At 55.6% G+C, this 21,659-nt stretch carries 19 protein-coding genes; 8 read left to right on the forward strand and 11 right to left on the reverse strand.

Going from position 1 to position 21,659, the window contains the following annotated elements; genetic code table 11:
* The gene (locus RBH33_RS02490; RefSeq protein WP_306730538.1) at positions 1-3,378 is read right to left on the reverse strand and encodes a CPBP family intramembrane glutamic endopeptidase; all 3,378 of its coding nucleotides are present in this window, start codon (positions 3,376-3,378) and stop codon (positions 1-3) included.
* A 337-nt stretch (positions 3,379-3,715) separates the two neighbouring features.
* Here RBH33_RS02490 and RBH33_RS02495 point away from each other — a divergent pair, with 337 nt between their 5' ends.
* From RBH33_RS02495 to RBH33_RS02505, 3 genes are all read left to right on the forward strand, one after another.
* Positions 3,716-4,675: a hypothetical protein gene (locus RBH33_RS02495; protein WP_306730539.1), complete on the forward strand. Its 960-nt coding sequence runs from the start codon at positions 3,716-3,718 to the stop codon at positions 4,673-4,675.
* A 96-nt stretch (positions 4,676-4,771) separates the two neighbouring features.
* Positions 4,772-5,752: a DUF58 domain-containing protein gene (locus RBH33_RS02500; protein WP_306730540.1), complete on the forward strand. Its 981-nt coding sequence runs from the start codon at positions 4,772-4,774 to the stop codon at positions 5,750-5,752.
* Entirely contained in the window at positions 5,749-7,737 is a 1,989-nt protein-coding gene (locus RBH33_RS02505) for a transglutaminase TgpA family protein (protein ID WP_306730541.1), read from the forward strand. The genes RBH33_RS02500 and RBH33_RS02505 overlap by 4 nt, the downstream gene beginning before the upstream one ends.
* Before the next feature lie 6 nt (positions 7,738-7,743).
* Here RBH33_RS02505 and RBH33_RS02510 read toward each other — a convergent pair whose 3' ends face one another.
* The 7 genes from RBH33_RS02510 to RBH33_RS02540 form a co-directional block, all read right to left on the reverse strand.
* Positions 7,744-8,538 carry a TrmH family RNA methyltransferase gene (locus RBH33_RS02510; protein WP_306730542.1) on the reverse strand — a complete coding sequence of 265 codons (795 nt, stop codon included), beginning with the start codon at positions 8,536-8,538 and terminating at the stop codon, positions 7,744-7,746.
* Between the two features lie 119 nt (positions 8,539-8,657).
* Positions 8,658-9,071, reverse strand: coding sequence for a CBS domain-containing protein (locus RBH33_RS02515; RefSeq protein ID WP_306730543.1), 414 nt, complete (start codon positions 9,069-9,071; stop codon positions 8,658-8,660).
* 72 nt (positions 9,072-9,143) lie between these two features.
* A complete protein-coding gene (locus RBH33_RS02520) occupies positions 9,144-9,914 on the reverse strand; it encodes a pyridoxine 5'-phosphate synthase (RefSeq protein ID WP_306730544.1) in 771 nt (256 codons plus the stop codon).
* Positions 9,911-10,504, reverse strand: coding sequence for a peptidylprolyl isomerase (locus RBH33_RS02525; protein ID WP_306730545.1), 594 nt, complete (start codon positions 10,502-10,504; stop codon positions 9,911-9,913). The genes RBH33_RS02520 and RBH33_RS02525 overlap by 4 nt, the downstream gene beginning before the upstream one ends.
* A gap of 2 nt (positions 10,505-10,506) precedes the next feature.
* Entirely contained in the window at positions 10,507-11,202 is a 696-nt protein-coding gene (locus RBH33_RS02530; RefSeq protein WP_306730546.1) for a TIGR04211 family SH3 domain-containing protein, read from the reverse strand.
* A gap of 110 nt (positions 11,203-11,312) precedes the next feature.
* Positions 11,313-11,612, reverse strand: coding sequence for a YciI family protein (locus RBH33_RS02535; RefSeq protein WP_306730547.1), 300 nt, complete (start codon positions 11,610-11,612; stop codon positions 11,313-11,315).
* A gap of 26 nt (positions 11,613-11,638) precedes the next feature.
* Positions 11,639-12,397, reverse strand: a complete 759-nt coding sequence (locus tag RBH33_RS02540; RefSeq protein ID WP_306730548.1) for a VC0807 family protein — start codon at positions 12,395-12,397, stop codon at positions 11,639-11,641.
* An 82-nt stretch (positions 12,398-12,479) separates the two neighbouring features.
* Here RBH33_RS02540 and RBH33_RS02545 point away from each other — a divergent pair, with 82 nt between their 5' ends.
* From RBH33_RS02545 to rluB, 5 genes are all read left to right on the forward strand, one after another.
* Complete coding sequence (locus RBH33_RS02545) at positions 12,480-13,313, forward strand: PHP domain-containing protein (RefSeq protein WP_306730549.1); 834 nt, start codon at positions 12,480-12,482, stop codon at positions 13,311-13,313.
* Between the two features lie 86 nt (positions 13,314-13,399).
* Positions 13,400-14,023 (forward strand): L-threonylcarbamoyladenylate synthase, encoded by a 624-nt coding sequence (locus RBH33_RS02550; protein ID WP_306730550.1) that lies wholly within the window; start codon positions 13,400-13,402, stop codon positions 14,021-14,023.
* 135 nt (positions 14,024-14,158) lie between these two features.
* Entirely contained in the window at positions 14,159-14,992 is an 834-nt protein-coding gene (locus RBH33_RS02555) for a segregation and condensation protein A (protein WP_306730716.1), read from the forward strand.
* Positions 14,993-15,046: 54 nt separating this feature from the next.
* The gene (gene scpB, locus RBH33_RS02560; RefSeq protein ID WP_306730551.1) at positions 15,047-15,925 is read left to right on the forward strand and encodes an SMC-Scp complex subunit ScpB; all 879 of its coding nucleotides are present in this window, start codon (positions 15,047-15,049) and stop codon (positions 15,923-15,925) included.
* A 14-nt stretch (positions 15,926-15,939) separates the two neighbouring features.
* A complete protein-coding gene (gene rluB, locus RBH33_RS02565; protein WP_306730552.1) occupies positions 15,940-16,845 on the forward strand; it encodes a 23S rRNA pseudouridine(2605) synthase RluB in 906 nt (301 codons plus the stop codon).
* 36 nt (positions 16,846-16,881) lie between these two features.
* On the opposite strand, the gene RBH33_RS02570 is transcribed toward rluB, so the two are convergent.
* The 3 genes from RBH33_RS02570 to RBH33_RS02580 all read right to left on the reverse strand — a co-directional run bounded on the left by RBH33_RS02570 (position 16,882) and on the right by RBH33_RS02580 (position 20,985).
* Entirely contained in the window at positions 16,882-17,802 is a 921-nt protein-coding gene (locus tag RBH33_RS02570; protein WP_306730553.1) for a GGDEF domain-containing protein, read from the reverse strand.
* A gap of 1,078 nt (positions 17,803-18,880) precedes the next feature.
* Positions 18,881-20,284, reverse strand: coding sequence for an ATP-binding protein (locus RBH33_RS02575; protein ID WP_306730554.1), 1,404 nt, complete (start codon positions 20,282-20,284; stop codon positions 18,881-18,883).
* Entirely contained in the window at positions 20,281-20,985 is a 705-nt protein-coding gene (locus RBH33_RS02580) for a response regulator transcription factor (RefSeq protein ID WP_306730555.1), read from the reverse strand. Before RBH33_RS02580 ends, RBH33_RS02575 begins: the two co-directional genes overlap by 4 nt.
* Positions 20,986-21,659: the final 674 nt, after the last annotated feature.

Here is a 21,659-nt window from a genome sequence, read left to right on the forward strand (position 1 = left end):
TTAAGTTTTCCTGCCGTTGTGGAAATGGGTGAGTGGTTGTGTATTGCGGTACCAGTGGGTCAGCAGCCAATAGGCCACTAGAGCGATGCTGGCGACGGCCAGCAGGGCGTGCAACCAGGCGTATGGGTAAATGGCATTTGCGATCCCGATGCGGTTGATGGCGATGGACAAAGTCACCAGCGCAATGGCGACACCGGTTTGGCGCTGGCGTATCAAAAGAACTAGCGCTAGAACTGTTAGAGCTCGAATCGAGGTGCTATAGAAAGCCACTAGCGGTTCGGCGCTTGCCAGGGTCATGGATCCGAGCCAAAGAAGCGCAAGCCCCCCAACCATCAACCAGCGAACGCCGCTAACGAGAAAGCGGGCGAGTCCCAGTGCTACCAATAGCTGCAGCAACGCGGGCGTGAACTCGGAAAAACCGCCAAAAATCGAGGTAAGCCAAGGGACGTAGCTGGAGTAATCAGCCACATAAGGTGAGGGTGCTGCGGTGGAGGGCAGCAACAAATGCTGCAATGCCTGTAGTCCACCGAATACTAGAGCCAGTGACGCGCCCAGACTGTAGTCTCGTCGAGGTCCATCCTCTGGTAAGGGGCGCTCGGCGTATAATGCCTGCGCGGCCAAAAACACAAACACAGCCACAAGTGCCGCTTCCAGTACCCACCCCGATACCATAATGGAAACTTGGGTACTCCAGCTTCCTGCGGTATTCAGTTCACCAAGGCCAATGTCCGCCCAGAGGACAGACACCATGAGCGCACCGGATACGGTGATCAGCATCCATGGCCAAGCCGATTGAATGCGCATCGGTTTACGTCCACCACGGAGCAGAAAAAACTGGCCTATGGCGATGACGAACAGCGCCAATGCTGTCGTAATTGCCGCGACTCGAAACGGTTGACGCTGCGAACGCTGCTCGGCTTGTGCGCGTAACCAATGGTTGGGGACATCAATGGTGCGAATACGCCGGGCAACATTCTCACCTGCTAGCTGAATCTGAATGATGGCTTCACCGTCATTTTCGAAGTAGGCGTTTCTATCCGAAAAAGTGATCGACCAATCCGTGCGAGCCGGTCGCGTATTTTGGTTCAAAGACGAAGTGTCCAGATCTACGGGGTCTCCCCAGCTGAGCTTCTGTAGCGCAGCTTCCGCTGTTGCCAGGGCGGTTTCCCGGTCGAGGTCGGCCCCAGGTGCAGCCTCGGGTAACCGGTGCTCAACTTGCTGCAAAGTGCCATCCGGGTTGATCCAAACTCGCCAGCGTTCGGTACGCTCTTCCACCGGACCGCCAAAATTTCGCCAAGTGACAGCCCACGTTGACACATCCAAGTAGGTGCCGAGCAATTCTCGAAACGCCTCCGGGCCACTGTTGTGCCAAACGAATTCGCGCGCGCCTGTACGGCCGGGACTGGTGCGCACAGTCGCACGCCAGTCACCAGAGAGTTTTATGTCTCGGCTCTCGAGGGTGTCACGCGCCAATGCTTTTGCTTCCGCACGATTAATCTGATATTCCGGCCACTCAATGGCGCTCGGCCAGAGCAATTGCAGGACAATTAACACCAGCGAAACAGCCGCGAGGGGAAACAGCCAGCGCGGCTGTAAAATAAAACTTTTTGCCACTCTGGCAGAAGGTTGATAGTCGGTAACCGGCGTGTCGAGCTGACTGGGTGGACGTATCGGGCCGGGCTGGCCATTGCGCCATTGCGGATTGAGTGAAGCAACGTTTCCGGCCCTGTAACGAGCCCAGGCTAAGAAAACCAGCGGCGCTAAAAATGCCAGTGCCACCAGAATTCGATCCAGCCAAAGGCCGGATGCGTCCGCTGCGAAGAGTAGGGTTGCCATCAAAATCAGGTTGTATTGAAAATGCGCCAAGATGCACACCATTAAACCGAAGCGTAAGTAGACTACACCGAGTGCGAGCGCCGGCAAAAACAGCTCTACTAGCCGATAGTACCCGGGTAGCTGGGGATAATTGGCGTGTACACCGGCGAATATAATCGCTTGCAGAATGAGTACTGCTATTACTAACGGCTTTTGAATGCCGAAACGGGCGCCGATAATTCCTGCTAGGCCCAGCGGTATGGCACGGAACAGGCTCTCTTCCCAAAAACCTGCTTGCAATGCGGTAAAAATAATTTGCAGGGCAGGGCGCCAATTGGCCAGAGTATTGGGATCCTGCTGCGGCAGGGCGGGGCTCCACCAGCCCAAGAACTGATTCGCCAGGAGCGCAAAAACCCCTGCATACAGCAGTAACCAGCAGGCAAAACTGTAGGCGCCTACAACACGCGCGCGAATCTCTGGGCTGGCCGCCACCGATGGCTGAAAGAAATCGTACAGCCTGGGATGGCTTGGAAAGGCTAGGCGAGACATGCCTTCAGCTACGGCGTAAATGATGGAAAACACAAGCGTAGCGAAGACGATTACGCCGAACGCGGAAACAACTTGCATCAACAGAAAATTAGCCGCTGAGTCTGTCGTTTGATAGTTCATCCAGGCCAGGGGTAGCTGGCTTAACGCCGAGGCACCTAGCCCGATGCCAATAAATGCCGACGGGAGCAGGGCGGGGCACCAGTGCAAGGCCCCCCGGCGGTGCAACCAAATGCCTCCCAGCAGTAACCCACCCAGACCAAACAGGCCGGCCATGGATAGCAGGGAGATTTGACTGATTTGATGATTCAGGGAACGCATTTCAGAGAACCGCTGACCGAAATCGGCAGGGATGTGCGTGCGGTGGGCAATGGTCACCAGTTGATCACCCGCGACGCGGACGTTCAAGCGTATACGCGCATCGTGAATCAGTAGCTGCTGATGCTCGAAGGTAAAGTGATGATCGAGACGTCCGGATGGTTGACGAAAAGTGCTGGCCTCTAGAAAAGCGTAGTCGTGAAAGCGCTGCCCCAAAAATGCTTCCGCTTCGGATTCGGCCAGACGCAGGGCATCCGCTTGCTCAAGTGCCGCACCCGGTTCGGTGTCGGGTACGGTGTAAGAAAACGACAGTGGCTCGCCCGAAGGCGTATAGGCAACTCTAAGTTCGCGCTCCTGGTTTTCGGCGAATTGTCGTACCAGCCAAAACTGTGCGGCGGCATCGGGTGTGTCTAGAAGTTCACGGTAACGTTGGAATCCTCCGCCCTCGAGCTCAACATAGGCTTGCAGCTGTTGATTGTGGGAGAATTCAATGGCGGTTCGATCTGCATCTAATTCAGGAAAGCGAGCTTCGCGAAAGTCCAGTGCAGCATCAAGCGCATCTTCCCGGGAGAAAGTGATATCTAAATCAAAAGTACTGTAGGCCGAGATTAATAGTCTAAGGCCAGCGATGGCTACCAATACGGACACAATAATAAAAAGTGCCCAAAAAACTCTGGTTTTATTACTCACCGAACTCATTTTCCCAGTCCTTATGGCGCCGGCATCTTAGCACCGGGATTTGGCTGCACTCACCGACACTGCCACAGCATTTTGTCAATGTAAACCAGACTTTATGGAAGGAAAAGAGGTGCCGTGGATGGTGTTAATGGATTGCGTCGACCGCGTGTTTTTCTCTTGACGCCTAATGGTGACTTACTGTCACCAAACTCGCGCGGGCACCACGTGTAGGAGGAAACGCACAACACGTTTTGGTTAACAAGAATGTTTTCGTCTGCTAATGTGAATTGACTAAGGATAGAGGGGTCGAGCGCGAACCATCGATTGATTCCTTGCGCACCGGACACAGGACGAAGTTATGCGTATCCCCAGGCTGGTCGTTTTGGCAGTTCTTTTTATGTCGGCCCTGGCAATGGCGACCGAGTCAATTGCCGATCCGAATATTTCATTACGCGCCGGTCAGGATGGACGCTGGGAGCTAGAGTATCGGTTTCAAGAGCCCATTAAGGGGTTGCGTTTTGCTGATCCGGCGGGGTTTATGCGAGAGGAATCCTGGGCGATTGAAACGCCGGGATATTATTTTGGTCGTGATGGTGACTATCAGGTCGTTGTGGCCTCCGCAAAAGCATCGCCTGCGCACAGTCTTCGAGTGTCAGTACCGGTAGATACGCGCAGCGACATAGGGAACCGCGAACTGTTTAATGTCTTTACCGATACCAGCATTGCGCTTTTTACCCGCCACTTTTATGTCTCCCCGTTCGACCCGGAGGCCATCGATTATGAACGCGAAACCGTGGTTTCTCATCTGGAGATTATTCCAAAAGACAACCAGCATGTGATCATCCGCGGTCGCAAATCCAATGGGCCCATGCGTTGGCAGGATCCCAGTACACAGGGGACCTATGCCTACACCGGCACTTTGGAGGTGGAGCGGTTACACAACGTGGCCATGATTATGGATCCCGGTATGCCGGCATGGCTGAAAAGCATCGCTCGCTTGAGCATTCCTGCCCTGATCGATATTTATTCGGAGCGGTTGGGTCGGCCACTGCAAACGACACCAATGGTACTGTTCAGTTACGAACCCGGCAGCGACATAGGCTATCACTATAACGGCACGGTGGTGGGAGAGTTGCTGCAGTTGAGGGTAAAGGGCGCGGCTTGGGAGCAGGAAAGCGCCCATATGCGCATTGAGCTAACCCAGTTTATTGCCAATGAGGTGATGAAACTGTGGAGCGGCCAGCTGGCAGGGGCAGACGAAGAGCCACCGGCACCCACTGTGGAGTTTAGCGCATCACTGAGGGATGAAATGCGCTAGTATTCAACTTGGGCAGAAGGCAGACGCGTCTCACCTTCGTTCGGGTTACCATCCATCCCTGCCGCTCAATTCAGGCGCCTCACAAACCTATAATCTATGCAGGCCATCAAACAACCGATTCAAAATGGCTTCCGGCGCTGGATTGAGCGTCGCTCTCCCCGAGCCGATGAAGTACTGCTGCGGCACAAAACTATTTACGTGTTACCTACCCGCCAAGGCGTGGGCTTTATGGTCATGCTATTGCTGCTGTGGGTGTTGGGCACCAATTACCAAAACAATTTGATTCTTGGGCTGGTGTTTTTGCTCATTGGGCTGGTCTTCGTCTCCGTAGTGCATGCCTTCCGCAATCTTTCCGGCCTGCGCTTAAAAGGGTTGCGCGGCACACCGGCGTTTGTGGGGGACCTGGCCGAGTTCGAACTGCTGATCAGCCGTGCGCCAAGCGCCCGCCACGAGAGCATAAGCCTGGGTTGGGAAGAGGGGCTTTTCTGTGAATTGGATCTAATCGATCACTCCGAGGCGCGAGTGACCTTGTCGCACCGGGCGCGGCGCCGGGGCTGGCTGCGGCCAGAGCGACTTTTGATTGAAAGCCACTTCCCGCTTGGGCTGATTCGGGCTTGGTCCTGGGCCTATCTGGACGTTCAAACCTTGGTGTATCCCAAGCCCTGCAGTTCCAAGGAAATCCCGCTGGCCCATATGACCACTGACAGTGGTGAGCGGCTATCGCGCGAGAATCAGGAGGAGTTTCAGGGGTTTCGCGCTTATCAGGAAGGTGCGCCCCTGACGCACGTGGCATGGAAGCTGTACGCGCGGGGGGCGGGTATGCACCTCAAAGAGTACATGGGCTTTCAGAGCGAACAGGTTTGGCTCGATTGGCATCGGTTGGCCGGGCTGGACCAGGAGAGCCGCCTTAGCCAGCTTTGCTATTGGGTGTTGGAATTCGGCAAAACCACGGCTGAATACGGCTTGCGCTTACCAAGCGTGGTGGTGCCTCTGGGGCGTGGAGCTGACCATCAGCGACGGGTCCTGAAAGAGTTGGCGCTGTACGGTATCGACTCAGACGAGAGGAGTGGATGGTGAGCGAATCCGTCCAAATACCGCGCAACAGTTTGGCTTGGCTGCTAGTGGCGCAGATCGCCATCTTCCTGCCGCACACAGGACACGCCCCTTTATGGCTATGGGCGGTGTGGTTGGTGGTGGCGCTCTGGCGTTGGCAAGTCTTCCGTGGCGCCTGGAGCTTCCCCAGTGGTTGGGTCAAATTGACGCTGATCGTGATCTGTGGCGCCGGCTTGGCATTTAGCTACGGGGGGCAGTTTGGCATGGGCACCATGGTCAGCTTGCTGCTGGCGGCGTTTATGCTCAAACTTCTGGAGCTGCGCAGGCGACGGGATATCCTGGTACTTTGCTATCTCGGGTACTTTGTGGCCGGCACCCAGTTTTTGTTTTACTCCAATTTGGTGGCCGCCTTTTATGGTCTGTTTTCAGTGGTGGTCCTCACGGCGGCGTTGCTGGCGTCCCATCAGTCGCTGCGTCAGTACCGGTTTTGGCGGACCTTTCGGCTAACCGGGGTTTTGCTTTTGCAGGCCACGCCCTTGATGGTGATTCTATTTTTAGTGGTGCCACGAGTCGGTGCGCTTTGGTCCGTACCGGCGGAAGCCGGGGGCGCCTCCACTGGCATGAGCGACTCCATGTCTCCCGGCGAGATCAGCAATCTGGCCCAGTCCAACGCTTTGGCTTTTCGTGTGACCTTTGAGAGTGAGGTGCCGCAACCGGCCGAGCGCTATTGGCGAGGATTGGTGTTTTCGGATTTTGATGGTCGTACTTGGCGGCAATCACACCGACAACAACTGCCGCACCTGGTGAACTGGGACGACGAGCCACCCGCCGTATGGCGAGACCAGATTGAACGACTTGGCCGACCAGTGCGTTATGAGGTGATGCTGGAGCCTAATCACGAGCGCTGGTTGTACACTCTGCCAGCCCCTTCCGAGTGGAGCGATGGCATCGGTATTGGGCCGGAATTCCGTTTGCAGAAACGTCAACGGGTCAGTCAGCGTATTCAATACCAGGTAACGTCGTATTTGGATTACCGCTACCAGCGGGTAGGCTTAGCGGACTGGGAGCGGCGTCAGGAAGTGCAATTTCCGTCCGCCAGTAACCCCCGTACCCAGGAACGCATACGGGAGTGGCAGGAGGAGTTGGTTTCCGATGAGGCCTTGATTGAACGCCTACTGGAACATTACCGGGCAAGTTTTCACTATACGCTGCAACCTCAGACCTTGGGTCGGCATTCGGTGGATGAATTCCTGTGGGACACACAGGCGGGCTTTTGTGAGCACTTTGCCAGCAGCTTTGTGTTTGCCTTGCGGGTTGCGGGTATCCCTGCCCGAGTGGTGGTGGGCTATCAGGGCGGTGAGCGCAGTACTCTGGAAGACTACTGGATTGTCCGTCAGCGGGACGCCCATGCTTGGGCTGAAGTGTGGTTGGAAGATCAGGGTTGGGTGCGCTTTGACCCGACCACGGCGGTGGCGCCGGAGCGGATCGAGCTGGGCTTGAATGAAGCCTTGGCCCAGGATGAGGCTTTCCAGGCTTCTCGCACCTTTGGTGCTGACAGGGGTTTACTCCTCCAGTTGTCGTTGCGTTGGGACTTGCTGAATTATCAATGGAACCGATGGGTGCTGGGTTACGATAATCGACTGCAAGATCGGTGGATGGAGAACTGGCTCGGAGGTAGGGATCCCTGGCGCGTCGCCGTGGCCATTTTGCTGACCGGTGGCGTGTTGGTAACGTTTATGGTTCTGGTGATCCTTTGGCAACAGCGGCCCCACTATCGCTATCCGGCGGACCGTTACTACGCACGGTTTTGCGCGCGCTTGGCGCGCGCCGGTTTATCTCGCTCACGAGGGGAGGATCCCCGGGCGTACGCTCACAGAGTCATTGCCGCCCGCCCGGACTTGGCGGAGCCTGTCGAGCGGATTACTCGCTATTATGAGTGGATAATCTACGGCGATGATCACAGCGCACTGGAGCAGCTGCGAGGGGCTGTGAAGGGTCTGAAAGTATGAGCAGGCTTACACTTGCCCGCGGAAGGCAATCAGGGCGGCGGTGACCGCCACGTTGAGCGATTCAACACCGTTGTTCATGGGGATTTTGAGGGTCTGATTGCAATGCTGCGCTACTTGCGCGGATACGCCCTCGGTTTCGTTTCCCAGCACGTAGATACAGGGACCCTTGGGGCTGAAATCTTTCAGACTCACGGAAGCGTGGGAGGATAGGGCACAAATGGCGAGCGCTCCCGAGTTGGAAAAGTCTGCCAAAGCAGAACTAAGGTCCTCACAGCGCAATATTGGCGCACGAAATACCGTGCCTGCGCTGGCTTTAATCACCAGTGGATCAATCGGTGCGCAACCTTTGCTGGGTAGCAGTATGCCATCAATACGACCCGCGCTGGCGGAGCGAATGATCATACCCAGGTTCTGAGGGTTGGTGATGCGGTCCAAAGCTAGCAAGGTGTAATGTGGTGCTTGCCCGGGTTGCGACTGTAAAAATTGCTGGTGGCTGGTGTAGCGGGCGCAAATAAGATCCGCTGCCACGCCTTGATCCTGCTTGCTGTTTTTGGAGATCCGCGCCAAGGCTTTGCGGTCGTGGTAGACAATTTCAGCGCCTTTTGCCGTGGCGGCTGCAATAATGCGCTCTATTAAGTCTCCCGACCGGTTACTGTCCGCCAAATGCAAACGATAAATTTTGGTTTGTGGATCCTCCAATGCTTCCAACACTGGTTTGCGGCCGTACACCGTCAATAGGGAGTTAAAGAAGTCTTTTTTGGCGCGGTAAGCGGCGCTGTCGGAGGTGCCTTTGTGGACCATAATGTCGCTTCATGCTGGGAAAAGTCCAGCATTGTAACTGCTGTCGCCCCATTGTGAACATGGGCGATGCATCTCCGCAGCATCGCCACGGTCATGCCGAGCCTGTTATGGCCATTCAGCTAAACATTCAAATAGCAATCTTCGTCGTTCTCAATCAGCCCGCGCAACACATCCCTACGATTAATCATACCCACCAGCTTGTCATTGCTGACAACCGGATAGTTTTTCGGCTTGTGGGCCAACATGATTTCAGCCAATTCTACAATGCTGGTGTCCGGGGCGACGGTGAGTACATCCGTTTGCATAATGGTCGATACGGCGGGAGGCTCTTCACAAAAGAAGGCGCCGTGGAGCATTTCTTTTATGCAGTCCTGTTCGGACACGAAACCCACCACTTTTTTGTGCTCGTCCACCACAGGCAGTCCGGTATAACCTCCTTTCAGCAGTGCCGCTACCACTTGATTGGTGTTGGTGCTGACGGAGATAGCCGGGATTTGGCGTTGCATGTAACTCTTAACCAAGATCGAATGCATACTGTTCCTCCCTAGTGTCTGTGACGAGCAGGGCGCCGGGGTGAAGGCCCCGCCCTCGTGTAAAGTATAGACCTACCTAATGGGTGTTTGGCAAATTTGCCGATAGGCGGCAACGGCAGGGGTAAGCCCCATAGCCAGGGCATCTACAGTTAAGGCATGTCCTATGGAAACCTCAGCCGCGCCCACTACACGCAGAAACTGAGCGAGGTTATCCAGGTTGAGGTCATGGCCGGCATTAACGCCTAAGCCCAGCTCACGCGCCCGCTCTGCCGCGGTTCTGTAGCGCTCCAGCAGTTGAGCCAGATCCGAGTGCGCATGCCGATGGGCGAGGGCATAGGGCCCGGTGTAGAGTTCAATGCGGTCCGCTCCCAGGTCGCTGGCACGCTCGATCTGATCCACGTCCGGGTCCATAAACAAGCTCACCCTGACGCCCAGGTCTTTGATTTGGCGAATAATTGGCGTCAAGCGCTGCCCTGCTTGCGTCAAATCAAAGCCGTGATCGGAGGTCAGTTGGTCGTTGCTATCCGGTACCAATGTGCATTGATGGGGGGGGTGTTCCGCTACCAGCGCCATAAAGCCTGGGTAGGTGCCCAGGCTGGGCGCAAACGGATTGCCCTCAATGTTGAATTCGGCCTCGGGCCAATGGGAGAGCAACGTGGTTAAGTCAGGGATGTCGGCGGCGCGAATGTGTCGCTGGTCAGGTCGAGGGTGAACAGTCAGTCCGTCCGCGCCAGCCTCCAGACACGTTCGCCCGTGCGCGATCAGGTCAGGGTAGTTGCCTTCCCGAGAGTTGCGAATCAGGGCGATTTTGTTGAGGTTGACGCTAAGTTTGGTTGGAATCATTGGTTGTCGTCTTGAGCCGTTTCCATACGTTGGGCTTTTAAAATGCGCACGGGAGTATTGGGCGCGTCCGGGTGAGCCCGGAAATTACCGCGCGGTTCCTCCACGATGGCGATGACAGTTTCCTGGCCGTCCACCACGCGTCCAAACACCGTATAGCCGGGCCGATCTTCGGTGGCATTGAGGCTTCGATTGTCATTGAGGTTGATAAAGAACTGAGACGTGGCGCTGTCAGGGTCGCTGGTGCGCGCCATGGACAGGGTCATGGGCGAGTTTCTCAGGCCGTTGTCGGATTCGTTAACGATGGGGTCGCGGGTCTCTTTGGGCGTAAAGTCGTAGGTCAGGCCGCCGCCCTGGACCACAAACCCTGGAATGACACGATGAAAGATGGTGCCGTTGTAGAAGTGGCTATCCACATAGGCGAGGAAATTTTCCACGGTAACCGGCGCTCGCTCGGGAAACAGCTCGATGATCATCTCGCCAACATCGGTGGTCACGAGCACACGTGGATTCTCCGCATGTGCCGGCAGCGCTGCGCCTATCAATAAAATGCACAGGTAGGCGCTTCCCAGCGCCTTGGCCAGTTTGGTCATATTCAGCCCCATTCAGATTTGCGGCGGCGTTTGCCAATGGCCTGCAAAATCAGCGACAAGATCACACCGGTAAATAGAATGCCGCCGCCAAACATCCACTCATAGTAGCGTCGATCATTGCGCAACTGCTCGTTCTCGGCCTGAATGACATCGGCTCGGGTTTGGAGCATTTGGTAGGCCTCATTGAGATCCTGATGCTGCTGGTGCAAATTCAAGGCGTCGGAGGAAACGTTGCGAAGTTCTTCAAATTCCGCTTGTAGCCCTTGGTGTTCGGAACGTAGGGCAGCAAGTGTCTGTTCCAGGGTGCTGTTCTCACCCCTTAACTCGGTGATGGTTCTCTCCAGCGCCCGCATTTCATTCGTCAAACGCTGTGCGCGGGTCTGGGCTGCTTCCAACTGCTGTGCGGCTGTGGGCTGATTGAGCAAGTATTGATTTTGAACCCAGCCCTCTTCACCTCGTGGTGGGCGGATCAGCGTCCAGGCGTTGCCATCGGCATCTTCTTCCTCGCGGATTACCTCGACTTGCGTACCGCTACGCAGGCCCCGGTGGACGATGCGAAACTGGTTGCCCATGCCGGAGCGCAATGGCACATGGAGGACGTCGGAAATGTAACGGGCTTCCCCTTCCTGAGCGTGCGCAGGAGTCATTAAGGGTAGCCAGAGAACACATGCCAGCAGGGTCATTGTTGTTGTTTTCACGGCAGTACCTGAAGGGCTGAAAAGTTCGGAAAATTTACACATATCGTTATAAGGCTTCTGTTATCACTCTAAACCAGATTAAGCGGCTGTCAACTGAGGGCCGCTGGCGTTTACGGGAGTACTCGCTTGAAAGGCTTGACCAGAACGCGCTCGTACACTCCGGCGTTCACATAGGGATCGGCATCAGCCCAGGATTGTGCGTCGCTCAGTGAAGCAAATTCTGCTACCACCAGGCTGCCGGTAAAACCCGCCGCTCCTGGATCGTTGCTGTCCACGGCGGGGTGAGGGCCGGCCAGCAGCAAGCGGCCGGCGTCTTTAAGCTCGTGTAGCCGAGCCAGATGGTCTGCGCGCGCACCTTTGCGCTTGTCCCCGCTGTTGGGAACGTCTTCACTGATAATGGCGTAGAACATGTCTTTGTCTCGAATCGGGGCAGGGATCAATCCGGGCTGCCATCGTTGATCACTTCTTCCAAGCTGAGTTCCGTGAGTTGGCGAATTCGCCGAAACAAAAAGAACAGAGCGCTGGCCATAACGATCATCGCTGGCAATACAATCACCGGAAAACTGAGGGCGGTCATTTTACCCAACTCTTCGTTGAATTCCACGGTTCCCGGAGGGCTCACCATAATGAACTTGGCGAGCATGTAGTTGAGCGCCGAGGATACGAAAAACGAAAACGCCACTAAGTATGATGCGTGTTGCAAAACTTTTTCAAAAGCCATTTCATTGCCACGTTCGCGCAGGGCAGCGGCGATTTTGTCTACCTTCAGCAGCTTATCGTTGTACAGAAAGACTTTCACCACGGGATAGCGTGTCTTCACTGAGATCAGTGTCAATAGGCCGATGATTCCAGGAATGGCCGCTTCTTTAATGGCAATGTATTTGGGGTCCAGCTCCATGAGGCTGATCCCGCCGGTGAGCATAACACTGACAAATCCGAGCGCCGAAAAAATGTTCAGCTTGCGGCGAATGATGAAATCGCGCGCCCCATAAATCAGCGGAAAGGCCAAGGCAACGATAATGCCCATCTTAATGCCCAGATGCTCTTCGCCGCTGAATTTGCTCAGGATAATCGTAGGCACCACTATATTGAGCAGGAGGTTGGCGAGTAGGCTTTCGCGCTTGGGATTGGGGCCGATGGTCGCCGTGGTATTTTCCTCCGGATTGGCTTCTTTAGGGGTTGCGCTTTCGGTCATTAGGGCCTCGGGTATTGGGATTCAATGTTATCACGCTTCAGGCATGCCATAATGTAGAGCATGACCAACTACGGAGCGTCTCTTGGTATTTGATTTACACAGCCACAGTAACTATTCGGACGGTATTTTAAGCCCTGAGGCGCTGATGTCGAGGGCCAAAGAGAGGGGTGTGACAGTACTTGCACTTACCGATCACGACACCATAGCCGGGATTGGGCCCGCGCGGCAAGCAGCCGCTGCTGAAGATATGACCCTAATCGCCGGGATAGAGTTCTCCAGTCAGTGGGGTAAGTCGGGTATTCATGTGCTCGGATTGGGTGTAAATCCCGAGTCGCCCGAGTTGCTTGCTGCTGTTGCCCAACAGCAAGATGCAAGAGAAGCGCGGGCCAAAGCCATAGCCGTACGGCTAGCGCAGTTGGGTATCCCAGGAGCTCTGGAAGGTGCTCAGGCGCTCGCCGGAGGGCAGGTGGGAAGACCGCATTTTGCGCAATATTTGGTTGCTGGCGGCTACGTCCGTAACGAAGCGGCGGCATTTAAAAAGTATTTGGGGGCGGGCAAACCGGCGGATGTGAAGTTTCAGTGGCCGGAGATGGCGCAGGTGATCGGCTGGATACACGGCAGTGGAGGTGTCGCTGTTTTAGCCCACCCGTACAAGTACCCAATGACTCGCACCAAACGCTGCGCTTTGGTAGCGGATTTCGCTCAGGCTGGTGGCGACGGTCTAGAAGTCATCAGCGGTCAACAAGCCTCCGGCGTGGCCGAGGATCTGGCAAAGCTCGCCGACACCCACCAATTGGCCGCCTCCTGTGGCAGCGACTTCCACCGGCCGGATGCGCCCTGGCAGGAGCTGGGCAATTTCGGCACTCTTCCAGCCCGGTGCCGCCCTATTTGGTCAATGTTGGGCTACGCCGCCTAGCGGGTGTGCATGCCGGGCGTAGTTACCTTGCTTGGCTTCTGTATAATTGTGATAAAAACCGACCAAGACGCGAGTCGAGGAGCTGTATGGCGCAATACTTTCAAATTCATCCGGAAAACCCTCAACAACGTCTTATCCAACAGGCGGTGGACATCATTCGTCGGGGAGGCATCGTCGCCTATCCCACGGATTCCGCTTACGCGCTTGGCTGTCACATCGGGGATAAGATGGCGCTGGACCGCATCCGTTTGATGCGTCAGCTGGATAAACACCATAATTTTACCCTGATGTGCCGGGACCTGTCGGAGCTAGCCACTTACGCCAAGGTGGACAACCAGGTTTTTCGGTTGTTAAAAAACCATACTCCTGGCCCCTTTACCTTTATTCTGCCCGGAACTTCGGAGGTGCCTCGGCGCCTGATGCATCCCAAGCGTAAAACGATTGGCCTGAGGGTGCCGGACAATCGGATCGCCTTGGCTCTGATGGAAGCGTTGGGCGAGCCACTGATGACCAGCAGCTTGCTGTTGCCGGGTCAAAGCTTGCCGCTCAGCGACCCGGAAGATATCCGTCATACCCTGGAGCACCAAGTAGAACTGGTGATTGATGGTGGCAATTGCGGCCTGGAGCCCACCACGGTGGTGGATCTGACCGGGTCCGTGCCGGAGGTGATTCGCCAGGGCAAGGGCGATGCCTCGCCATTCTTGGGCTAATGAATAGCCCGAGGCCCGAAAAAACGTGACGTGCGGGCGTATTCCCGCCGTCCGTTAGTCGCTATAATGCCCCGTTTTAGCCATACCAATAACAGGTCCCACTGAGTGACTAATCAAGCCGAAAGCACCGTTGAACTGGAGGAGGGTACGGCCCTTGCGGAGGCCCCTCACGAGCAAGGGCACCCGAGCCAGGAAGAAATGCCCTTCGCCATGGTTCATGGTAAGGCTTATACGCAGTTGCCTAAGGACTTGTACATTCCGCCGGAAGCGCTGGAAGTGTTTCTCGAAGCCTTCGAGGGACCCTTGGATTTGCTGCTGTACCTGATTCGACGCCAAAACATCGATATTCTCGATATCAATGTCTCCGAAATCACCTCTCAATACATGGCCTACGTGGAATTGATGGATGTGGCCCATTTCGAGCTGGCGGCCGAGTACCTGGTTATGGCGGCCATGCTGGCCGAGATTAAATCGCGCATGCTGCTCCCCCGTGCGCCCCATGAGGAAGAAGACGAGGAGGATCCGCGCGCAGCGTTGATCCGCCGTCTACAGGAGTATGAGCGCTTCAAACAGGCGGCCGAGGACATCGATGAGCTGCCGCGGGTGGGTCGCGACGTTTTTCAGGCGAAGGCCCAAGCGCCAGATCGCAAGCTGACTCGCCCCGAGCCGGAAGTGGAACTGCAAGAGGTACTGTTGGCGCTGGGTGAAGTGCTGCGCCGAGCCGATATGTTTGAGAGCCATCATGTGGAGAAAGAAAAGCTATCGACTCGGGAGCGTATGGCCCAAGTGCTCGACCAGTTGGCAGAAAAGAACTTTGTGCCCTTTGTAAGCTTGTTTCGGGTACAGGAAGGGCGTTTGGGTGTGGTGGTGACCTTTTTGGCGGTGATGGAGTTAATCAAGGAATCACTGGTAGAAATTGTTCAGGGTGAAGCCTTTGGGCCTATTCACGTTAAGGCTCGTGTTCAGTAGGCAATACGGCCCCCGCCCGATTAATTGATTGAGAGTGTGTGATAGACAATGACCATGGAATCCAAGCAGCTGCGGAATATTATCGAAGGCGCGCTTCTGGCTGCGGGTGAGCCGCTGAGCCTGGCGCGACTGAATACGCTTTTTGAAGAGGACGCCGCGCCAGCCAAGGAAGAGTTGCTTGCCGCTCTGGAGCAGATTGGCGCCGATTGTGAAGATCGAGGCTTTGAACTCAAAGAGGTCGGGTCCGGCTGGCGCTTTCAAGTACGCGCCGAGACGGCACCCTGGGTCAACCGTCTGTGGGAGGAAAAGCCGCAAAAATATTCCCGTGCGGTGCTTGAGACTCTCGCCTTGGTGGCGTACCGTCAGCCCATCACCCGGGGCGATATTGAAGAAATTCGGGGCGTCGCGGTTAGCTCCCACATTATCAAGAGTCTGAGTGAGCGTGACTGGATCAAAGTGGTCGGTCATAGAGACGTACCGGGGCGCCCGGCGCTCTACGCCACAACCCGTCAGTTTTTGGATTATTTCAACCTGAAGAGCCTGGATGAGCTGCCTTCTTTAGGTGATATTCGCGACCTGGAGGAGATTAACAATCTGCTGGATTTGGGCGACGCCGCCTCAGATCAGCCATCGGACGAGCCACAAGGAGAGGAAATGGACAATTCAGATCCGCACGCGGTTACCGATTCCCAAGACATTCCTGACGAGCCCGGTCAACCGGAACAACCGGAAATTCCTGAGCAGCCCGAGAAGCCAGAAGTGCCCGACGAGCCGGCGCCAGAGCCGGAAATCACCCCGGAGCCGGACAATCCGGAAATCCCGCGCCAGCCCGTAACCCCCGAGGCCCCTGAATCACCGGAAATACCGGAAGTAGGGCCAGAAGACACCGATCCCACCAAAACGGTGGATAGCGAGGAGCCCCACAGCGCGTAAGTGCTGCCACCCCTATGACTAAGCAACCTCGTAGTAAATCAGCGAAGCCCGACGTTGAATCCCCTTCGTCGGATGAGAAGCTCCAAAAAGTTTTGGCGCGTGCCGGCCTCGGCTCGCGGCGTGAAATGGAGAAGATGATCGAAACCGGTCACGTTCAGGTAAACGGTCGCCCCGCGCGCCTGGGTGATCGCGTCACCGCCACAGACAAGATTTTTTTCCGCGGCCAACGGATCCTGGTCAGTCAGCAGGTGCCGCGCCGTCGGGTACTTCTGTACAACAAGCCAGAAGGGGAAATCTGTTCCCGTTCCGACCCCGAAGGCCGGCGTACCGTATTTGACAGCCTGCCGTCCCTAAAAGGCGAGCGCTGGGTCTCCGTTGGGCGTTTGGACTTCAATACCAGCGGACTCCTGTTGTTTACCAATGATGGCGAGTTGGCCAACAAACTGATGCATCCCTCGTCCGTGATCGATCGGGAATACTTGGTGCGTATCCAGGGCCACGTCGATGATGAAATGAAACGGCAACTTCTGGAAGGGGTGCTGCTGGACGATGGCGTGGCGCGCTTTACCGATATCGTGGAAGGCGCCGGGGAGGGCCAAAACCGCTGGTTTTACTGCGTGGTTATGGAAGGTCGAAACCGGGAGGTTCGCCGTTTATGGGAATCTCAGGGCGTGAAAGTCAGCCGGCTAAAGCGCGTGCGGTACGGTAATATTTTTATCCCTTCCCATGTCCGCGTGGGTCAATGGACGGACTTGAACGACAAGGAAATTCGAGATTTGTGCATGACCGCTGGGCTCGACGATCTGCCTAAAGTCAAAGCGCCCACGCCGGAAGAAAAGCGCCAACGTGAACGTCACGAAAAACGTTTGCGCTCCTCAACCGGTCGACCCCCGCGTAAGCCACCAGCCCGTAAAGTCTGATATTAACCTGCCCGGTTCATGACCGGGCAGGCGTGTTTAACTGGCGTGTTCAGCCAGAGCGCCGCTCTCCGTCTTAATGCAGTTGCGGCCGTGGGCTTTGGCTTTATAAAGCGCTCGGTCGGCACGTTCAAACAGGGCGTCCACGTGTTCTTGCTGACCGGCGTTTCGGGTACTGATGCCGATGCTGACGCTGATACCCGGTTGCGCGTCAGTGGGTAGGGCGTTCACCTCCGCACGGATTCGTTCGGCGATGATTCTCGCCCCTTCCTGATGAGTGTTGCTTAGCAACACTACGAACTCCTCCCCACCATAGCGGAAACTCATGTCCGTCGAACGGCACACGTTTTTGATGGTGTCCGCAACTTGACGCAAAATCTGATCGCCATAGCTGTGACCCAAACTGTCGTTGATGCGTTTGAAGTGATCCAGGTCGATGGCGAGCAGAGACAGCTCGCGTTGATGACGCTCCGCCAATTGCAGTTCCCGATGCAGGGTATTGTCCAGAGCAGCGCGATTACCCAAGCCGGTTAGCGTATCTACCAGCGCCAGGCGCATGGCATTGTGGTAGTTCAAGGCATTGCGTAAGGGAAACACCACAGTACCAAGGAGCTCTTCCAGTACTCGGCGCTCACTTTCGCTGAAGCGCCGGTCGCGGCTGAAAATCAGCTGCCCCAGCGTTGTTTGCTCGCAGGTTAGGCTGTAATCACACCGGTGCCGCCCCGAGCTGCCAAACACCTCTCTCTCGCCGCACTCTGCGGGCAGGTACTCGAGGCCTGTGACGGAGACGAAGTTGGGGAGTTGGTTGAAAAACAACTGGAGAATTTTTTGGCAGCTTAAAGTGGTTTGCAGACTTCTGGCTAGCGCGAGGTGCGCTAGGGCTGTGTCGGCTACCGATGGTTCTTCCCTACTACTATTGGTGGAAGGGTAGGAGGAGAGACCGTGCAGCTCTTTAGCCATGGAATTATCCCGTTCTTGTTTGTTTTTTGCTGGTTTCCTAAAGCCCGCAGTGACCTAATTGGAAGTCGCGGATCGGTCCCAATGCTGAACAGTGTTATTTCTTCCGGAACTGCTCAAAGTCGCCTTGGAGTATTCTCAGGTGGATATACAGCAAAATGGCGGCCAACTCTGCTTTTTATAAAAAAAGAGTATAGTTATCAGTATGTTAAAAGGGTTGTGGATTGATTTCAAGGATTGGCGCGACATAAGCTTGGCGTAGTTTTGGCCGCCAGGCGGAATAATCTTGCCGCCTGTCAAAGAATTGTCGGGGTTTAGGAAAGCATGATTAGCTTAAAGATTCTCCATGAACGCTGGGAGGGGGCGATTGGGTAAGCTATTCCGTAAACGCGGTGGATACATCCTTGTAGCTCCCGCGCACCTTCCATGGCGCGAGGGTTACGGAACAGCTTCCCCAACCACCCCTGGTGCCTGTAGAGGTTGTTTGTGCTACGTCGGGTTGGGTTGTGGAGATGCTGTAAAACTTCGTAGGTCGTTAAAGGCACAGACGAGGGCCACCGCGCTTCCGAAACTCCGCCCCTGTAGCCGCCGGTACTCAACGGTACGCTGAGCTAACTAATTGAACCCTTTCAGGGTAAAGCACGATATGCCCATAGGTTCTCCATTTGGCGACTCATGAACGCTGACAGGGGGTGGTTGGGTAAGCTATTCCGTAAACGCGGTGGATACATCCTTGTAGTTCCCGCGCGCCTTCCATGGCGCGAGGGTTACGGAATAGCTTCCCCAACCACCCCTGGTGCCTATAGAGATTGTTGGTGCTAAGACTCGGGTTGAGTTGGGGTGAATCTTTTGAACTTCGTAGGTCGCTAGAGGCACAGAGGCGGATGCAGGGGGCGGAGTTTTGGAACCTTCGCGTCATGGCGACTGCATGGATGCAGGAGGTAGGGCAACGGAAGAACAGTTGCCGCAATGGCGCGCAGGAGCCACACGGACGTGTTCACCGCGTTTCCGAAACTCCGCCCGCTGTAGCCGTCGGTCTTCAGATTTACGATGAACTATGAACAAGCTCAAGTCAGCGCAGCTACTGGGCTTCTTCTTCCGCGGGTAGGAAGACGCTAACGCACAGGCCGCCTTCCGGCAGGTTGCGGGCCTCTATGCTTCCTTGATGCAGCGCTACGCTGCGCTGGGCGATGGCTAGGCCCAACCCGTAGCCGCCGCTTTCCCGGTTGCGAGCTTCGTCGGTGCGATAGAAAGGTTGAAAGATATCTTCCAAACTCTCTTCAGGAACCCCGGGTCCGGTATCGCAAATGGCGACTAAGTAGGCTTTTTTGTTTGGGACGAAGCTAAGCTCCACCCGAATTTCTGAATCACGGCTGGTGTAATGGACGGCATTGCGCAGAATATTTTCAAAGACGCCTACCAGCATATTGCCGTGCGTGGCCACCAAGGCTTCACCCAAATCGGTCAGCACCAGCAAGCGCACTTTTTTGCGTTCGGCTTCACCCTGGTAGTTTTCCACCAGCGTGTCGAGTAGCGAACGCAAATCCAAAGTGTCATCCAACTCCCAGCTGCCACTTTCGTGAACGGGCAGTGCCAAGATATCGGAGATGACATCGCCTAAATAATCAGCGGCTTTTTTCACCCGATCCAGCTCCCGGTCGACGCTACCGTCGCTGCGTTGTTTGGCGAGTCCCAGCGCTACTTGTAGTCGGGCGAGTGGCGAGCGCAATTCATGGGAGACGTCCTTGATCAGCCGTTTTTGCTCAAACATGGCTCTTTCGAGGCGCTCGGTCATGTGATCGAAATCGAGTCCCAAACGGGCAATTTCGTCTCTGCGGCCGGCGAGTTGAGGACTTACCCGAACGCTCAGATCACCGTTGGCGATACGATGAGTGGCTTTTTGCAGGGTATTAATGCCCCGAGAGAAGAAGCGGGCCAAGAAGAAACAGGCAAAGCCACAGATTAAAATCGACACCAGCAGAAGCGGCCAGATGTTGCGCAGGAATAGTTGTTGAATGACATCGACGTCCCTGGCCTGATCGGCTGTGGAGGAGAGGGTGACGACCTTCACTCGTTCACCATCATTGAGGGACAAGTAACGGCCGAAAATTTTTCGATGCTCGTCAGTCACCTTGCCAAAAGGACTGTCTTCAGTGAGTCGCGGGAGCAGCTCAACGACGCCCGGTGGCAGGGGGCGGCCCAGCAGGTCCTCTTCCTGGGCATTCACAATATAAAAATATTGAGTGGACCACACGGGCATAGCTTCCATATCGCCAGCCAGCTCGGTGGTGTTGCGATTGATGGCCGAACCGACCATTTGAAACAGCAGCCGGCGGGCCGGCTCGTATTCGCGGTCGTATTGATGCTTGTGCAGCTTGCGATCCGGGGTCAGGTCAAACCAGTGCACAATGACATTGGTAGACACAATGATCAGCGCCGTGATGACCCAGAAGGTGAAAAAGATTTTTAGGTACAGTCGTGTCATTGGGTGCTGTTGTCGCTGACAGTAAGCATGTAGCCGGCACCCCGGACATTGATGATCAGGTCCTTGTGAGCACCGGCGGCGGTAAGCTTTTTGCGAATATTGCTGACATGAACATCTATACTGCGGTCATAGGGCGTCAACTTCCGGTTGAGCGCCTGCTCAGTAAGTTCTTGTTTGCCAATCACTTTGCCCGCCTGGCGCACCAAAAGTTCCAGAACGCTGAATTCTGTGCCGGTTAGGGGGATCTCGATATCCTGCCAGGTGGTGGTACGGCTGCCCAAATGCAGGCTGATGCCTTCGGCATTGAGACGTTCGGCAGAGCTGCCCGTGGGCGTGTGCGGGGAGGTGCGACGCAATACGGCGCGCACTCGGGCCACCAGTTCACGGGGGTCACAGGGTTTGGGGAGGTAGTCGTCGGCGCCGATCTCCAGGCCTACAACACGATCAATGGTGTCGCCTTTGGCGGTGAGCATCAAAACTGGGGTGCTGTACTGTTGGCGCAGTTCTTTGAGTACTTCAAATCCGCTGCGAATAGGAAGCATTACGTCCAAGATTATGACGGCGTAGGGCGCTTTATTCACTTGTTCCAACGCAGCTTGGCCGTCGTGTGCCAAGTCGACACTAAAGCCCTCGGCGGTGAGGTATTCCTGCAAGAGCTGACAGAGCTCTTGGTCGTCATCTATCAGTAACAGCTTGGCCATAACCTACCCGTGTTGTCATAATTTGGCATTCACCGAAGCAAGTGTGCTACAGACTGTCGGTGCTGTCATGACTTGCGGTGGCATTTAACCATTCTTAACACAGGTCTGCTACTTGTCCGCCTTTAGGCTTGGGTCGATTGGGTTCGCCGGTCGGAGGGTGCAACTTAGCTTTCCCGGCTCAATTCTCTTAATTGGCACGCTGGGTCTGACGGAAAGTTTTGTACTTTAGTTGAGCGCTACGGGTGGGTTAGGTACTCCCAGACACGCCGTAAACCCTTCCCTGGGGGCTTGACGCAGACGTCCTGTCTGCGACAGTCCGGGAGCACCTAACCCACCCTCCGCTGTGCCACTTTGCTAAATCCGGGAGATTAGGAAATTGGTATTCTAAGCAGCAGGGTGGAGCAATCAAAGCAACCAGAACCAAGAGCTTAGCGGCACCAATCGGTTCGAAGGGTTAGGGGAGTTACCTCCGGGACCGTCCTCAACACATTCGATCAAAGTACTGGGCTCATCGTTCGAAGCCTCCATTGCTGAATGTGGCGCAGGTAGATTGTTGGGTTTCGCAAGCTCAACCCAACCTACGCGATAGGAATTACAATGGTTTCGCAGAGATCGGCTGGGCTTGTAGCCAGAACTCCTCACGACATCTTATTTCCCCAAGTCCTTAAGAGTGG

The organism is Marinimicrobium hydrolyticum (assembly GCF_030848505.1).
Lineage (GTDB): Bacteria > Pseudomonadota > Gammaproteobacteria > Pseudomonadales > Cellvibrionaceae > JAVDDU01.

What these genes read in the sequence shown, in the direction of transcription:
- RBH33_RS02495 (WP_306730539.1), top strand. Translation starts at nt 3,716, where the DNA reads ATGCGTATCCCCAGGCTGGTCGTTTTGGCAGTTCTTTTTATGTCGGCC.
- RBH33_RS02490 (WP_306730538.1), bottom strand. Translation starts at nt 3,378, where the DNA reads ATGAGTTCGGTGAGTAATAAAACCAGAGTTTTTTGGGCACTTTTTATT.
- RBH33_RS02550 (WP_306730550.1), top strand. Translation starts at nt 13,400, where the DNA reads ATGGCGCAATACTTTCAAATTCATCCGGAAAACCCTCAACAACGTCTT.
- RBH33_RS02525 (WP_306730545.1), bottom strand. Translation starts at nt 10,504, where the DNA reads ATGACCAAACTGGCCAAGGCGCTGGGAAGCGCCTACCTGTGCATTTTA.
- RBH33_RS02500 (WP_306730540.1), top strand. Translation starts at nt 4,772, where the DNA reads ATGCAGGCCATCAAACAACCGATTCAAAATGGCTTCCGGCGCTGGATT.
- RBH33_RS02540 (WP_306730548.1), bottom strand. Translation starts at nt 12,397, where the DNA reads ATGACCGAAAGCGCAACCCCTAAAGAAGCCAATCCGGAGGAAAATACC.
- RBH33_RS02515 (WP_306730543.1), bottom strand. Translation starts at nt 9,071, where the DNA reads ATGCATTCGATCTTGGTTAAGAGTTACATGCAACGCCAAATCCCGGCT.
- RBH33_RS02580 (WP_306730555.1), bottom strand. Translation starts at nt 20,985, where the DNA reads ATGGCCAAGCTGTTACTGATAGATGACGACCAAGAGCTCTGTCAGCTC.
- rluB (WP_306730552.1), top strand. Translation starts at nt 15,940, where the DNA reads ATGACTAAGCAACCTCGTAGTAAATCAGCGAAGCCCGACGTTGAATCC.
- RBH33_RS02570 (WP_306730553.1), bottom strand. Translation starts at nt 17,802, where the DNA reads ATGGCTAAAGAGCTGCACGGTCTCTCCTCCTACCCTTCCACCAATAGT.
- RBH33_RS02535 (WP_306730547.1), bottom strand. Translation starts at nt 11,612, where the DNA reads ATGTTCTACGCCATTATCAGTGAAGACGTTCCCAACAGCGGGGACAAG.
- RBH33_RS02575 (WP_306730554.1), bottom strand. Translation starts at nt 20,284, where the DNA reads ATGACACGACTGTACCTAAAAATCTTTTTCACCTTCTGGGTCATCACG.
- scpB (WP_306730551.1), top strand. Translation starts at nt 15,047, where the DNA reads ATGGAATCCAAGCAGCTGCGGAATATTATCGAAGGCGCGCTTCTGGCT.
- RBH33_RS02510 (WP_306730542.1), bottom strand. Translation starts at nt 8,538, where the DNA reads ATGGTCCACAAAGGCACCTCCGACAGCGCCGCTTACCGCGCCAAAAAA.
- RBH33_RS02520 (WP_306730544.1), bottom strand. Translation starts at nt 9,914, where the DNA reads ATGATTCCAACCAAACTTAGCGTCAACCTCAACAAAATCGCCCTGATT.